15 protein-coding genes and 2 pseudogenes are annotated in these 13,714 nt (G+C 73.0%); 11 read left to right on the forward strand and 6 right to left on the reverse strand.

Annotation, left to right across the window (positions count from 1 at the left end):
• Positions 1 to 56: 56 nt before the first annotated feature.
• Together AB0G56_RS17960 and AB0G56_RS17965 are read left to right on the forward strand one after the other, a co-directional pair.
• Positions 57 to 668: a DUF4291 domain-containing protein gene (locus AB0G56_RS17960; RefSeq protein ID WP_360970160.1), complete on the forward strand. Its 612-nt coding sequence runs from the start codon at positions 57 to 59 to the stop codon at positions 666 to 668.
• Positions 669 to 735: 67 nt separating this feature from the next.
• On the forward strand, positions 736 to 1,476 hold the full coding sequence (locus tag AB0G56_RS17965; RefSeq protein ID WP_360970162.1) for a glucose 1-dehydrogenase: 741 nt from the start codon (positions 736 to 738) through the stop codon (positions 1,474 to 1,476).
• A gap of 30 nt (positions 1,477 to 1,506) precedes the next feature.
• On the opposite strand, the gene AB0G56_RS17970 is transcribed toward AB0G56_RS17965, so the two are convergent.
• From AB0G56_RS17970 to AB0G56_RS17980, 3 genes and pseudogenes are all read right to left on the reverse strand, one after another.
• The gene (locus AB0G56_RS17970; protein WP_360970164.1) at positions 1,507 to 1,686 is read right to left on the reverse strand and encodes a hypothetical protein; all 180 of its coding nucleotides are present in this window, start codon (positions 1,684 to 1,686) and stop codon (positions 1,507 to 1,509) included.
• A 153-nt stretch (positions 1,687 to 1,839) separates the two neighbouring features.
• A pseudogene (locus tag AB0G56_RS17975) lies at positions 1,840 to 2,147 on the reverse strand (undecaprenyl-diphosphate phosphatase); the annotation flags it as partial.
• Positions 2,148 to 2,171: 24 nt separating this feature from the next.
• Entirely contained in the window at positions 2,172 to 2,951 is a 780-nt protein-coding gene (locus AB0G56_RS17980; protein WP_360970166.1) for a VTT domain-containing protein, read from the reverse strand.
• A gap of 49 nt (positions 2,952 to 3,000) precedes the next feature.
• On the opposite strand from AB0G56_RS17980, the gene AB0G56_RS17985 reads away from it, so the two are divergent.
• From AB0G56_RS17985 to AB0G56_RS17995, 3 genes are all read left to right on the forward strand, one after another.
• Complete coding sequence (locus tag AB0G56_RS17985) at positions 3,001 to 3,723, forward strand: DNA alkylation repair protein (protein ID WP_360970168.1); 723 nt, start codon at positions 3,001 to 3,003, stop codon at positions 3,721 to 3,723.
• A gap of 321 nt (positions 3,724 to 4,044) precedes the next feature.
• Positions 4,045 to 5,214, forward strand: coding sequence for an elongation factor Tu (tuf, locus tag AB0G56_RS17990; protein ID WP_360970170.1), 1,170 nt, complete (start codon positions 4,045 to 4,047; stop codon positions 5,212 to 5,214).
• A 245-nt stretch (positions 5,215 to 5,459) separates the two neighbouring features.
• Entirely contained in the window at positions 5,460 to 6,305 is an 846-nt protein-coding gene (locus AB0G56_RS17995; protein WP_360970172.1) for a fused MFS/spermidine synthase, read from the forward strand.
• 102 nt (positions 6,306 to 6,407) lie between these two features.
• Here AB0G56_RS17995 and AB0G56_RS18000 read toward each other — a convergent pair whose 3' ends face one another.
• Positions 6,408 to 7,490: a hypothetical protein gene (locus tag AB0G56_RS18000; RefSeq protein ID WP_360970174.1), complete on the reverse strand. Its 1,083-nt coding sequence runs from the start codon at positions 7,488 to 7,490 to the stop codon at positions 6,408 to 6,410.
• Between the two features lie 145 nt (positions 7,491 to 7,635).
• On the opposite strand from AB0G56_RS18000, the gene AB0G56_RS18005 reads away from it, so the two are divergent.
• Positions 7,636 to 8,073: a DUF4442 domain-containing protein gene (locus tag AB0G56_RS18005; RefSeq protein WP_360970526.1), complete on the forward strand. Its 438-nt coding sequence runs from the start codon at positions 7,636 to 7,638 to the stop codon at positions 8,071 to 8,073.
• 853 nt (positions 8,074 to 8,926) lie between these two features.
• Positions 8,927 to 9,580: a DedA family protein gene (locus AB0G56_RS18010; protein ID WP_360970176.1), complete on the forward strand. Its 654-nt coding sequence runs from the start codon at positions 8,927 to 8,929 to the stop codon at positions 9,578 to 9,580.
• 146 nt (positions 9,581 to 9,726) lie between these two features.
• Here AB0G56_RS18010 and AB0G56_RS18015 read toward each other — a convergent pair whose 3' ends face one another.
• Positions 9,727 to 10,284: a gamma carbonic anhydrase family protein gene (locus AB0G56_RS18015; RefSeq protein WP_360970178.1), complete on the reverse strand. Its 558-nt coding sequence runs from the start codon at positions 10,282 to 10,284 to the stop codon at positions 9,727 to 9,729.
• A gap of 97 nt (positions 10,285 to 10,381) precedes the next feature.
• Here AB0G56_RS18015 and AB0G56_RS18020 point away from each other — a divergent pair, with 97 nt between their 5' ends.
• Entirely contained in the window at positions 10,382 to 11,179 is a 798-nt protein-coding gene (locus AB0G56_RS18020; protein WP_360970528.1) for an acyltransferase, read from the forward strand.
• Between the two features lie 32 nt (positions 11,180 to 11,211).
• Here the strand turns inward: AB0G56_RS18020 and AB0G56_RS18025 are convergent, their stop codons facing one another.
• Positions 11,212 to 12,069, reverse strand: a complete 858-nt coding sequence (locus AB0G56_RS18025) for a DMT family transporter (RefSeq protein ID WP_360970179.1) — start codon at positions 12,067 to 12,069, stop codon at positions 11,212 to 11,214.
• 92 nt (positions 12,070 to 12,161) lie between these two features.
• On the opposite strand from AB0G56_RS18025, the gene AB0G56_RS18030 reads away from it, so the two are divergent.
• The 3 genes and pseudogenes from AB0G56_RS18030 to AB0G56_RS18040 all read left to right on the forward strand — a co-directional run.
• Positions 12,162 to 12,734 (forward strand): XRE family transcriptional regulator, encoded by a 573-nt coding sequence (locus AB0G56_RS18030; protein ID WP_360970181.1) that lies wholly within the window; start codon positions 12,162 to 12,164, stop codon positions 12,732 to 12,734.
• Between the two features lie 43 nt (positions 12,735 to 12,777).
• Positions 12,778 to 13,332: a YbaK/EbsC family protein gene (locus AB0G56_RS18035; RefSeq protein WP_360970183.1), complete on the forward strand. Its 555-nt coding sequence runs from the start codon at positions 12,778 to 12,780 to the stop codon at positions 13,330 to 13,332.
• A 231-nt stretch (positions 13,333 to 13,563) separates the two neighbouring features.
• Positions 13,564 to 13,689 (forward strand): annotated as a pseudogene (locus AB0G56_RS18040) (transcriptional regulator); the annotation flags it as partial.
• Positions 13,690 to 13,714 lie beyond the last annotated feature (25 nt).

A 13,714-nucleotide genomic window follows, 5' to 3' on the forward strand; every position in this document is an offset into this window, starting at 1 on the left:
GCCGTGCTCCGCATATTCGGTGGCCCGCGCGGGCGGCGGTCGGTGAGTCTGGTCGAGTGAATGATCAGCACGCCGATCCGGAGCCCCGTTTCCGCATCCGCGCCCACCACACCGAAACCACCATCACCGTCTACCAGGCCTACCCCCCGGAGATCGGCGGCCCCGCGGCCCGCGACGGGCGATTTCCGGCCGCCTGGAAACGCGACCGGATGACCTGGATCAAGCCGTCGTTCCTCTGGATGATGTACCGCTGCGGCTGGGGCACCAAGCCGGGGCAGGAGACCGTCCTCGGGATCCGGATCAGCCGGGCCGGCTTCGAGTGGGCGCTGCGTCAGGCCTGCCTCTCGCACTATGTCCCGGAAGTGCACGGCGACCATGCCGCGTGGCGCAGCCGCCTCAGGCAGGCGCCCGCGCGCGTGCAGTGGGATCCGGAGCGCGACCTGCGCCTGGCCCCGCTGCCATATCGCTCCCTCCAGCTCGGCCTGGCCGGGGAGGCGGCGGCGAGGTACGCGGACGAGTGGATCGTCGGTGTGGAGGACGTCACCCCGCTCGCGGCCGAGGTGCACGCGTTGGTCCGGTCGGGTGAGCTGGAGCGGGCCGCCGCCTTGCTGCCGGACGAGCGGGCCTACCCCCTGGCCGGCGAGGTGCTTGCGCAGCTGCGGGCCTAGGATGATCACGTGAGGCCGCCGCCCGGCGGCGGTACGGCGGGCGCGGGTGAGGAGACCGGAGGTCGGCATGAAGCGTCTCGTGACGGTCGTCACCGGAGGCAGCCGGGGCATCGGTGCCGCGGTCTGCCGGCGGCTGGCGGCCGACGGCCACGACGTGGTGGTCGGCTACGTCCGTGACACCGGCGCCGCGGAAGCCGTCGCGGACGAGGTGCTGGAGGCGGGGGCACGCAGTGTCACCGTGCGCGTGGACACCTCCGTGGAGGCGGACGTCGAGCGGCTTTTCGCCGCGGCGGAGGAGCGGCTGGGACCGGTGACGGGGCTGGTGAACAACGCCGGGGTGACCGGGCCGCTGGGCCGCCTCGCCGATACGGACACCGCCGACCTGCGTCGGGTCGTGGACGTCAACCTGCTGGGCACCCTGCTGTGTTCACGCCGGGCGGCCCAGCTGATGGGTCCGCGCGGAAACGGCGTGATCGTGAACGTGTCGTCCGCCGCCGCCACGCTCGGCAGCCCCGGCGAGTACGTGCACTACGCGGCGACGAAGGCCGCCGTGGACGCGCTGACCCTGGGGCTGGCCAAGGAACTGGGCCCGGAGGGCATCCGCGTCAACGCGGTCGCACCGGGCATGATCGACACCGAGATGCACGCGGCGATGGGCGACCCGGACCGGGCGCGTCGCGCCTCGGACACCATTCCGCTGCGCCGCCCGGGACAGGCCGAGGAGATCGCCGCCGCCGTCGCCTGGCTGATGTCACCGGACGCCTCCTACACGTCGGGAGCGGTGCTGCGGGTCTCCGGCGGACGCTGACCGCCGGCGCGCCCGCCGCCGGGCGCGGTGTCAGGCCGCCTCGACCACCCGGCCCCGGATGGCGGCGGCCCACTCGACCACCAGCAGCTCGTACTCCGCGCGTTCCTGGGCCGACAGCGACCCGCCCGCACGCATCCAGAGCGCCCGGATCTGCTCGTTCAGCTCGGCAGCGGACCGCACGGAACCAAGGGCCATGAAATCGGGGGACATGGCCCCAAGCGTAGGGGCAAGCACTGACGCTGCGCTACCGGACGGCTACAGGAACCGTATGGAGTCGGTCACCCACGCGTCGTTCACCCCACCCGGCCGCCGCCGCCGACGGCGCGCTGCCGAGCGCCCGGCCGGCGTCTCCGGGGCGACCGCTCACTCGGCCGACTCCGCAGCGGGCGGGCTGAGCACCCCGGCCGTGACCAGCCCGATGATGACGAGACCGAGCGCGATCCGGTACCAGGCGAACGGCATGAAGCTTCTCGTGGAGACGTACTTCATGAACCATGCGAGGACCGCGTAGCCGGACGCGAAGGCGACCGATGTCTGTCGCCGGCAACGCCGGGCCCCCACACCACCTGGCCGCCCTTCAGGGCGACCTTCAACTCGAAGACGCCTGAGGCCAGTACGGCGGGAACGGCCGGAAGGAAGGAGTGACGCGCCGCCGCTTCACTCCGGTAGCCCGCACTTCACGACTCGGGGCGCCTTCAACGTGCGCGCAGATGATGGCGCTTGCGCCAGGCGAGCGTCGCGCCCGCCAGCGCCGGGACGGCGATACAGGCCATCGCGATCAGGAACGCCGGCGAGGTCGGCGTGGCGGCGCGGGCGCCGGCGACCGCATAGGCGGCGGTGTTCGGGATCGAGCCGAGCGCCGTGGCGAGCAGGAACGCCGGCCAGCTCATCCGGGAGACGGCGGCGCAGTAGTTGGCCGCCCAGAACGGCACGCCCGGGAACAGCCGGGCGGCCAGCATCGAACGGAACCCGTGCCGGCTCAGCTGTCCGTCAGCCGCCTTCAGCAACCGGCCGCGCAGCAACGGCCGGAGCGCGTCCTGGCCCAGCACGCGCCCCAGGCCGAAGGCGACCCCGGCACCCAGGACCGTACCGGCGAGCGCGGCCGCCAGCCCGGGGCCCGAGCCGAACAGCGCGCCCGCGGCGAGGTTCAGCAACGGCCGCGGCACGAACGCCACCGTGCACAGGCCGTACGCCACAGCGAAGAGCAGGACCGCCGCGAACCCGCCGAGCTGGGGCGGCAAGCCGTGCGCCAGCAGTCGCTGCGGCTGGAACAGCAGCACGCACGCACCGGCCGCCGCGAGCAGAACGAGCAGCAGGGACAGCCGGGACCAGGGCGACAGCAGCACTCTCGCGCACCGGGCGGAAGCGGTCAGGGTGGCCGGCGCCGCCGCGAGGACGGCGACGCCCGGCTCGGTGGCGGTGGCCCGGGGAGAGGCCGTGGCGGTGCCCCCAGAGCGGTTGGTGGCATCGAGCATCTGGTGACATTAACCGACAGGTGTGTCTGATCGCCGTATGGTTCGTCTCATGAGTGTCACAGAAGCGAGGGTCCCGGTGGTGCCGGACAGCGCTCTCGCCGACACCGTACTGGAGCGGCTGACCACCGCCTACGCCGCCGCGGCCGACCCGCTGCGGGCTCCGGCCCTGCGGGCGTACATGAAGGACGTCGCCCCTTTCCTCGGTCTGACCGCGCCCGTGCGCCGCGTCCTGTCCCGCACGGTCCTCGCGGGCACACCCCGGCCCACGGAGGCCGACTGCACGGCGATCGCGCTGCGGTGCTGGGAACTGCCCGAGCGCGAGTACCACTACTTCGCCGTCGACTACCTGCGCCGGCACGTGGGGCGCTGCTCCTTCGGGTTCCTGCCCGTGACGCGGCACCTCGTCACGACCGTTCCCTGGTGGGACACCGTGGACCTGCTCGCCGCGCACGTCGTCGGTCCGCTGGTCGCGGCCGATCCCCGGCTGCGGGCGGACATGGACGCCTGGATCTCCGACGAGAACCTGTGGGTCGCCCGCACCGCCCTGCTCCACCAGCTGCGCCACAGGCAACGCACCGACAGCGAGCGCCTGTTCGCCTACTGCGTGCGCCAGGCCGGGCACCCCGACTTCTTCGTCCGCAAGGCCATCGGATGGGCGCTGCGCGAGTACGCCAAGACGGACCCGGAGGCCGTACGCGACTTCGTGGCCCGGGAGCGGGGCAGGTTCGCGCCGCTGTCGGTGCGGGAGGCGCTGCGAAACATCGGCCCCTGAAGGGCTGAACGCCGTTCGGGCATCCGAACGCCCCAGGACCGTCTGGGTTTCCCGCTGTACGTCCGGACGTCCCCGTACGCCGAAAACCATTCGACGCGCGGCCGCCCTTCGGCGATGATCGACCTCATGTTCCGGCACGCCTTCCTCCTCGCAGCATCCGCAGTCGCGGATGCTCCGGAGGCTGCCGTCCGGACCCTCGTGGCCGCAGTCGACGGCGCCCGAAGCTGACCCTCCCCGGATCGTCCGGCGGACCCCGCAGGGGGAGGGTCGGCACTTCTCGGGGGTCCCGCGTCACTTCTCTCCAGGCTTCGAGGTACAGCCATGCCCAAGACGGCGTACGTACGCACCAAACCGCATCTGAACATCGGCACGATGGGCCACGTCGACCACGGCAAGACCACCCTGACCGCCGCCATCACCAAGGTCCTGGCCGAGCGCGGCACCGGCACGTTCGTGCCCTTCGACCGCATCGACCGGGCTCCGGAGGAGGCCGCCCGGGGCATCACCATCAACATCGCGCACGTCGAGTACGAGACCGACACCCGGCACTACGCGCACGTCGACATGCCCGGCCACGCCGACTACGTCAAGAACATGGTCACCGGGGCCGCGCAGCTCGACGGGGCGATCCTCGTCGTCTCCGCGCTCGACGGGATCATGCCGCAGACCGCCGAACACGTGCTGCTCGCCCGGCAGGTGGGCGTCGACCACATCGTCGTCGCGCTCAACAAGGCCGACGCGGGCGACGAGGAACTGAGCGACCTCGTCGAGCTGGAGGTCCGCGACCTGCTCACCCAGCAGGGTTATCCCGGCGACGCGGTACCGGTCGTGCGCGTCTCCGGACTGAAGGCGCTGGAGGGCGACCCGCGGTGGACGGCGTCCATCGAGGCGCTGCTCGACGCGGTGGACACCTACGTGCCGATCCCCGAGCGGTACCTGGACGCGCCGTTCCTGCTGCCGGTGGAGAACGTGCTCACCATCACCGGCCGCGGCACCGTCGTCACCGGAGCCGTGGAGCGGGGCACGGTCCGCGTCGGCGACCGGGTCGAGGTGCTGGGCGCGGAGACGGAGACGGTGGTCACCGGCCTGGAGACGTTCGGCAAGCCCATGCAGGAGGCGCAGGCCGGGGACAACGTGGCGCTGCTGCTGCGCGGGGTGCCGCGCGACGCGGTCCGTCGCGGGCACGTCGTCGCGGCGCCCGGAAGCGTGCCGCCCCGACGGCGGTTCACGGCGCGGGTGTACGTGCTGTCGGCCCGCGAGGGCGGCCGGACGACGCCGGTGGCCACGGGGTACCGGCCGCAGTTCTACATCCGTACCGCGGACGTGGTCGGCGACGTCGACCTCGGCGAGGCGGCGCTCGCGCGGCCCGGGGACACCGTCACCATGACGGTGGAGCTGGGACGCGAGGTCCCCCTGGAGCCGGGGCTCGGCTTCGCCATCCGCGAGGGCGGCCGGACCGTGGGGGCGGGGACCGTGACCGCCGTCGAGTGAGCGGGGATCCCGGGCGCGGGGTGCCGCGCCACCGGTGAGTACCGGTGGCGCGGCACCGGCGTCTGCCTTCGGTCGCCTCTGGTCGCCCCTGGTGCTTCGGGTCCCTTCGGTGGCCTCCGGTGGCCTCTCGTTGCTTCGGTTGACGTCGGGCGCCTTCGGGGCGCGGTGCCCTGCGCGTGTCCGCCTGGCCGCCTGCCCGCCTGGCCGCCTGTCCGGCCTCGTGGCCGCCCCGGCACAATGGTGGGGTGACCGAGCCCATACCCGTGACCCGCACCGTCGATCACGGGACCGCCAAGCTGATGCCCGACGTCGACCGGGCGCGCGCGTGGCTGCTGACCGTGGACGGGGCGCCGCAGTCGTACGTCGACCTGGACGCGCCCACACACCTGGAGTTCGAGTACGCGCGCCGCCTCGGGCACGTGCTGGACACGGTGGCGGAAGAGGGCCGTCCGCTGGACGTGCTGCACCTGGGCGGCGGTGCGCTCACGCTGCCCAGGTACGTGGCCGCGACCCGGCCGGGTTCGCGCCAGGACGTCGTCGAGGCCGACCGCGGCCTGCTGGAGCTGGTCCTCGGACACCTTCCCGTGCCCGACGGCTCGGGCATCGCCCTGCACGCGGCCGACGCCCGCGCCTGGCTGGAAACCGCCCCGGCCGGCTCGGCCGACGTACTGGTCGCCGACGTCTTCGGCGGCTCCCGGGTTCCGGCGCACCTCACCACGCTCGCCTACGCCCGCGAGGCCGAGCGCGTGCTGCGGCGCGACGGCGTCTATCTCGCCAACCTCGCGGACGCCGCGCCCTTCGCCTTCGTGCGTTCCCAACTCGCCACGTTCGCCGCGCTCTTCGAGGAGACGGTGCTCATCGCCGAGCCGGGGGTGCTGCGGGGACGCCGCTTCGGCAACGTGGTGCTGGTCGCCGCGCACCGCCCGCTCGACACGGCCGCCCTGACCCGGCTCACCGCCGCGGACACGTTCCCCGCCCGGGTGGAACACGACGCCGGACTGCGGGAGTTCGTGGGTGCCGCGCGTCCGGTGCGGGACGAGGACGCCGTGGCCTCGCCCGAGCCCCCGGGCGGGTCCTTCGGCATCGGCTGACTTGAAGCCCCCGGAGTGACCCGAGACCGGAGTGACCGAGTGACCGGAGTGACCGAGTGACCGGAGCGCCGGAACGGCCCCGGCCGCGTGGCGCCGCCGGCCTCACCCGCCGGTGGGCGTCCCGTGCAGCCGCACCGTGCCGAGGATCTTCATCACGGTCGCCTTGGGAACTTCGTCGCGCACGCCCTTGACGCCGTAGAAGTTCCAGGACACGAAGTCACCCGCGGAGTTCTTGAAGCCGAAGGTGAGCGCCTTGCCGTCGGTCGCGCACTTGCCCTTCATCGGCGTCTTGGTCGACTGGGCCCAGGCGATGCTGCCCTGGATGCCCGACGTCGTCTTGAAGGGCTGGGCCTTCTTGTCGAAGGTGATGCTCTTCTTGTCGGGCTGGGTGAAGCCGCCGTAGACCCACCAGGGCACGGTGTTCACCGCCACCTCGTCGGTGTTCTTCGCGCCGTCGGCCCCCTTGACGCCCGTCGAGGCCAGGGACGTGTTCTCGGTCCGCCCGTCCTTGTCGTCGTCGGACGTGCACCACTTCGACTTGTCCTGGGCGGCCCCGGACATGACCGCGACCAGCTTGCCGCTCTTGTGGTCCTCGAAACCGATGCCGAGGCCGGGCGACTTGACCTCCCAGTCGGCGGGCACGTCGAAGGCGACGCCCCACTTGGGGTTGACGACGACCTTCCAGCCCGCGATCTGCGGCTTCTCGGTCTCGTTGCCGCGGGGATTGTCGTCCGGGGCGGAGTCGGAGGGCCCGGTCCCGGCGGAGGCCGACGTCGACGCGGGCGCGGACACCGACGGGCTCGTGCCGGCATCCTTCGCGCCGTCGTCCGCCTTGTCGTCCTTCTTCCCGCCGAGGACCAGGAAACCGGTCACGCCGGCGGCCACCACCACGGCCGCCGCCGCGATGATCGCGACGAGCTTCGTCCGGTTCCCGCCACCGCCACCGCCACCGCCGCCACCGCCGCCGACCGGCGGCTGCGCCATGCCGGGCGGCACCGGAGCACCCCACTGCGGCTGCTGCTGCGGTTGGGGCGGCTGCGGAGGCTGCTGGGTATACGGACTGGGCTGCTGGTAGCCGGGCTGCTGATACGGATTCGGCTGTTGGTACCCCGGCTGCTGGTACGGGTTGTTCTGCGGGTCCTGCGGGTTCTGCTCGCCCCCGGGCGGCTGCTGTCCTGGCCACATGGGCAGTAACCCTAGGGCTCCGGGGACACGATTCGGTCACCGCCCCTTGTCAGGGACGTAGCAGAAAACGGGGGCATCGGGCCGATGGGCGCTCTGGTCAGAGTGGGCTACTCGTGAGTAACCTTCGGGCATGAGCGCAGATCAGATGTCCATCGGTGAACTGCTCGCCGCCACGGTGCCCATGGTTCGCACCCTCAACCTGGAGTACCTGGAGACCACGCCGGAGCGAGCCGTCCTCGCCCTGCCGGACCAGGAGGAGTACCGCAACCACGTCGGAGGCCCGCACGCCGGGGCGATGTTCACCCTGGGCGAGTCCGCGAGCGGCGCGATCGTCCTCGCCGCCTTCGGTGACCAGCTCGCGAGGGCGGTGCCGCTGCCGGTGGACGCCCGGATCGCCTTCAGGAAGATCGCCCTCGGCCCGGTGAAGGCCACCGCCACCCTCGGCCGCCCCGTCGCCGAGGTCGTCGCCGAACTCGACGCGGGCAAGCGCCCCGAGTTCCCGGTGACCGTCGAGATCCAGCGCGAGGACGGCGCCGTCACGACCGAGATGACGGTGGTCTGGACGCTGCGTCCCAACAGCTGATCCACGTCCCGGGCGGCCGGCCGGAGCGCGCACCTCGGCCGGACCGGCGCGGTCCGGCAGGAACGCGGTGCGGTCCGCCGCCGGGAGGCCCGGGAAGTCGGCTTGGACGCCCTGCTCGCCGAGGCGGTGCTGGGCTGGGGAGCGCGGCGCTATCTCGCCTCCCGCCCACGCCGGGCCGCCGCTGCCCGGCCGGGTTCCCCGGTCCACCGCCCGCCCGTCGGGAACCTCTTCTCCCGTCCCCCGGCCGGGATTCCCGTACCCCGCCCCCCGGCCGGGATTTCCGTACCCCGCCCCCCGGCCGGGATTTCCGTACCCCGCCCCCCGGCCGGGATCCCCGTCCACAGTCCCTCGGCCGGGATTTCCCTCCACCGCCCCCCGGCGGAGGTCCCCGTCCGTCGCGCATCAGGGCCGCTCCGCCCGCGGCGGACGCCACCGCACCACGGCCGCCGGGCCCCCAGGGCCGTGGCCCGGGCACCGCACCGCTCCGACCGTAGGCGTGGTGCTCGCCTTCCTCCTCCCGCTCGCCTGTCTCACCGTGCTCGCCTATCTCCTCCCGCTCGCCTGTCTCACCGTGCTCGCCTATCTCCTCCTGCTCGCCTGTCTCACCGTGCTCGCGCTCTCGCGCTGCTCGCCACCGTGCCGACGGCCCGCGGCCGGGCGGACGACCGGTCCGTCCCCCTCCCCGCCCCGTCTCCTGGCCGGCGCCCGGCCGGGCCGGCGGACCGTCCGTTTCCGGCCTGCCCTGAGATCCGCGGGGCGCCGGTGCCGCGAGCCGACCCGGTACGCTTCTCGGGGGGCGCGTCTTCGCACCGCCTTTCGGGAACGCATGGACGCGAAACGGGGAGGACCTGCGGTGCACGTCCAGGATTGGCTCGACACGGTGCCTTCGGCCGCCGTCTACGCGGTGGTGGCGCTCGTCATCGGTCTGGAGAGCCTGGGCATCCCGCTGCCCGGTGAGATCGTCCTGGTCTCCGCCGCGCTGCTGTCCTCCCAGAACTCGGGCATCAACCCCATCGTGCTCGGCGCGTGCGCCACCGCGGGCGCGGTCGTCGGCGACTCCATCGGCTACGCCATCGGCCGCAAGGGCGGCAGACCCCTGCTCGCCTGGCTCGGCGGCAAGTTCCCCAAGCACTTCAGCGAGGGCCATGTCGCCACGGCCGAACGGTCCTTCCAGAAGTGGGGCATGTGGGCCGTGTTCTTCGGCCGTTTCGTCGCCCTGCTGCGCATCTTCGCGGGCCCGCTCGCGGGCGTGCTGCACATGCCGTACTGGAAGTTCCTGATCGCCAACGTCCTCGGCGGCATCTGCTGGGCGGGCGGCACCACGGCCGTCATCTACTACGTCGGTGTCGTCGCCGAGTCCTGGCTGAAGAAGTTCTCCTGGCTCGGCCTGGTGGTCGCCGTGCTGATCGGCCTCACGTCGTTCCTGGTGATCAAGCGCAAGGCGAAGAAGGCACAGGCCGCCCAGCAGGAGACCGAGGCGGCGGAACCGGTCGCGGCCGGCGAGTAGCCCCGTCGCCGCACGACCCGGGGCCCGCCGACCGGTTCGCACCCCTCACCGTCGGCCCCCCGCTACCGGCCCCGGGCGGTCCGCAACCACCCCTCCGGCCGCCCGCCACCGGCCCTGGGGGTCCGCAACCGCCCCTCGGCCGTCCGCTACCGGCCCTCGGCCGGCGGATCCTCCTGGGCGTGGACGTCGCGGTGCGCCCGCGCCAACTCCGCGTACATCGTGCCGTTGAGTGTGATCCCCTGGCGTTCCTCCTCGGTCAGCTCCCGCCTGACCTTCGCGGGCACGCCCGCGACCAGCGACCCCGGCGGCACCCGCATGCCCTGCGGCACCAGGGCCTGCGCGGCCACCAGCGAACCCGCCCCGATCTCCGCCCCGTTCAGCACCGTCGCACCCATCCCGACCAGGCAGTCGTCCTCGACCGTCGCGCCGTGCACCACGGCGTTGTGGCCGATGGAGACGCGCTCACCGACGCGCACCGGGAAACCGGGGTCGGCGTGCAGCGTGCAGTTGTCCTGCACATTGCTGTGTGCGCCGACGGCGATCCCCTCCACGTCGCCGCGCAGCACCGCGCCGTACCAGACGCTCGCGCCCGCCCCCAGCCTCACGTCCCCGACCACCGTCGCCGTGGGCGCCACGAACGCCTCCCCGTCCACCTGCGGCTCCCGGCCGCCGATGCCCGTGATCAGTGCCTCCCGTGTCGTCATCGTCCCGCCTTCCCCTGCCGTCCCCGGCCGCCTCGCGACCTCGTACGACGGCACCGTACGTCATCCGGTGGGGTGAAGATCACAGGTGTCCGCCCGGATGGGGGCGGTGCGGGCTGAGTACGGTGAGCGGGTGCCCAAGCGCAAGAACACGTTCTCGTCATGGACCTCGACATGGTCGCGCCGCCTCGCGCAGCGCGCCGTCCACGCGGGGTGGGCGTGGGTGCGGCGCACGGGTTCCGTGACGGCGGAGCACCCCGGGCGGTTGCGCTTCGGCACGATGGGAACAGGTACCAGACTGGCCTTTCCGCTCGGTACGGTCTTCGGCGAACCCTGGATCCACCTCGGCGCCCACTGCATCATCGGCGAGCAGGTCACGCTGACCGCCGGTCTGATGCCCGACCTCGACCTGGGCCCGGACCCGATCCTGCGCATCGGGGACGGCGTCGTCCTCGGCCGCGGCAGCCACGTCATCGCCGACACCACGGTCACCATCGGCAGCGACTGCTACTTCGGTCCGTACGTCTACGTCACCTCCACCAACCACTCCTACGACGACCCGCACCAGCCCATCGGCAAGCAGTGGCCGCGGATGGAGCCGGTGGAGATCGGCCCTGGGTGCTGGATCGGCACCGGCGCGGTCGTCCTGCCAGGTGCCCGGATCGGCCGGAACGTGGTGGTCGCCGCCGGTGCCGTGGTCCGCGGCGAGGTGCCCGACCACGCGGTCGTGGCCGGGGCGCCCGCCCGGGTCGTACGCCGCTGGACGCCTGCCGGGGGATGGCAGCCGCCCCTGCGGACACCGGCTCCGGTACCCATTCCGGACGGCATCACTCCGGAGCAGTTGCTGGCACTGGCCGGGCCGGCCGAGGACGGCGCGGACCGGGAGGCCGAAGCCTGACCGCCGGCCCGGCGGGTGCCGTCCGTGCCCGCTCAGCCGGTCGCCAGCAGCAGTGTGCCCACCATCGCCAGTCCCGCGCCCGCCGCCTGGACGGTCCGGAGCCGCTCACTGAGGAAACCGCGCGCGGCCAGCGCGGTCACCACCGGGTAGAGCGAGGCGAGCACGGCGGCGACGGTGACCGGGCCGTGCTGTGCGGCGACCGCGTAGGTGCCGTTGGCCGCCACGTCCGCGAGACCGACGAAGGCGAACGCCGCAAGCGACGCCCAGGGGAAGCCGGCCGCGGGCAGCACGTCACCGCCGCGGCGTGCGGAGGCGTACAGCGCGGCGCCCCCTGTCACCACGTTGGTCACGCGCTGCACGAACAGCGCGAGGAACAGACCGGTGACGGTGGTCGAGGCCTCGGCGATCAACGCGAACACGGTGCCGAACCCGAGCGCCGCGACGAGCGTCAGCCAGATCGTCCGCCGCTGCACGGCGGCGCCCTTCGCCTGGGGGCCGCCGGCCAGCACGACACCGGTGACGGCGACCGCGATGCCCGCGATCTGCGTCGGCCCCGGCCGTTCGCCGAGGACCAGGCCGACCCCGATGGGGACCGCCACGCTCAGGGTGGCGAGCGGGGAGACCACCCCCATGGGACCGAGCGCGAGCGCCTTGTAGAAGGAGAGCATCGCCACCGGCCCGACCAGACCGGCGGCGAACGCGAACCACAGACGCGGACCGGCCTCGCTCCAGGCGCCGGTGGCGAACACGATCGCGGCCAGCACCGCGGCGGCGATCGTCTGGGAGACCACGACGACGGTCAGTGCCGGGTTGCGTCGCGTGAGCAGTCCGCCGCCGAAGTCGGCCAGGCCCCACAGGAGGCTGGTGGCCAGGGCGAAGAGTGCTGTCACGGCGGCCTCGCAGTACAGTGCGGTGAATGATCGGGTGCAACCCACCGTAGTTCAATGTAATAAACTTTGTCATTCAAAATATTGGACGGAATGTGTCGGACCTCGAACTGCTGACCCAGTCCCTGGCGCGCAACGTCAAACGCTGGCGCGGCGAGCGCGCCTTCACCCTGGACGTGCTCGCCGCCCGCGCGGGAGTCAGCCGGGGCATGCTCATCCAGATCGAGCAGGCCCGCACCAACCCCAGCCTGGGCACCGTCGTGAAGATCGCCGACGCCCTCGGCGTCAGCATCACCACCCTGCTCGACTACGAACAGGGCCCCAAGGTCCGCGTGGTGCCCGCCGACCAGACGGTCCGGCTCTGGCACACCGACGCGGGCAGCTTCAACCGCCTGCTCGCCGGCGCCGAGGCGCCGGGCCCGCTGGAGATGTGGCAATGGCGGCTGATGCCCGGCGAGTCCAGCGCGTCCGACCCGCATCCGGTCGGCACCGTCGAACTGGTCCACGTCACGGCCGGGGAGCTGACCCTCACGGTGGACGGGACGGACTACCCCGTGCCCGCGGGCGCGAGCGCGTCGTTCGAGGCCGAGACGGCGCACACGTACGCCAACCACGGCACCGCGCCCATGGAGATGGTGATGGCGGTCTCCGTGCCGCCCGTGCGCTGAGACGCCCGGCTTGGCCGCCCCGTGCTCTTGCTACCGTGCGGGCATGCGCGCACCCATCGGAGACTTCGAGCGGGCCACCCCCGCTCCCGACTGCCTCGGCGAACTGACCGGCCCCGTGGCCGACGCCGTACGCCACTGGCGCGGCAGCGTCCCCGCCGATCAGTTCCTCTACGTCGAGACCGACCCGCAGTGGGCCGACACCGCCACCTTCGTCGAGCACTACGGCCGCGAACTCGTCGAACAGTCGGCCAACTGCGTGGTGGTCTCGGGCAAGCGCGGCGGAGAGTCACGCCTTGCCGCCTGCGTGGTCCTCTCCACCACTCGCGTCGACGTCAACGGCGTGGTGCGCCGCCGACTCGACGCGCGCAAGGCGTCGTTCGCGTCCATGGAGGTCGCCACCGGGGAGACCGGCATGGAGTACGGCGGCATCACCCCGCTCGGCCTGCCCGCGGACTGGCCCGTCCTGGTCGACTCGGCCGTCGTCGACCTGCCGTACGTCCTGGTCGGCAGCGGCCGCAGGCGCGGCAAGCTCCTGATGCCGGGCAAGGCGTTCGCGGAACTGCCGGGGGCGGTCGTCCTGGACGGGCTCGGCGTCTGACCCTGCGCACGTCACGTCCGCGGCGGCGACCGGTGCCGACGGGCTCAGGACGTGCGGTGACGGGCTCTGACCGCGAGGTGGTGGGCCCTGACCGTGAGGTGGTGGGCTCAGACCGTGAGGTGATGGGCCCTGACCGTGAGGTGGTGGGGCGAGGAGCCGGTGCGGATCGCTCTCGCCCGGGGCGGGCTCCGGGTCGGCGTGCACCAGGGCGGCGGTCAGCCGCGGTACGGCGTCGGCACGCGCGAGGAGGGCCGCCGGGTGGTCTACTCCCTGCACGACGGCCACCTGCGCCGCCTGGGCGGCGAGGCGCTGAACGTGGCGGACCACCGGCTCGACGGCCGCCCGCCGCACGACTGAGCGGGGACGGCCCTCAGCGCCTGCC

This window comes from Streptomyces sp. NPDC021356 (assembly GCF_040641015.1).
In the GTDB taxonomy this organism is placed as follows: domain Bacteria; phylum Actinomycetota; class Actinomycetes; order Streptomycetales; family Streptomycetaceae; genus Streptomyces.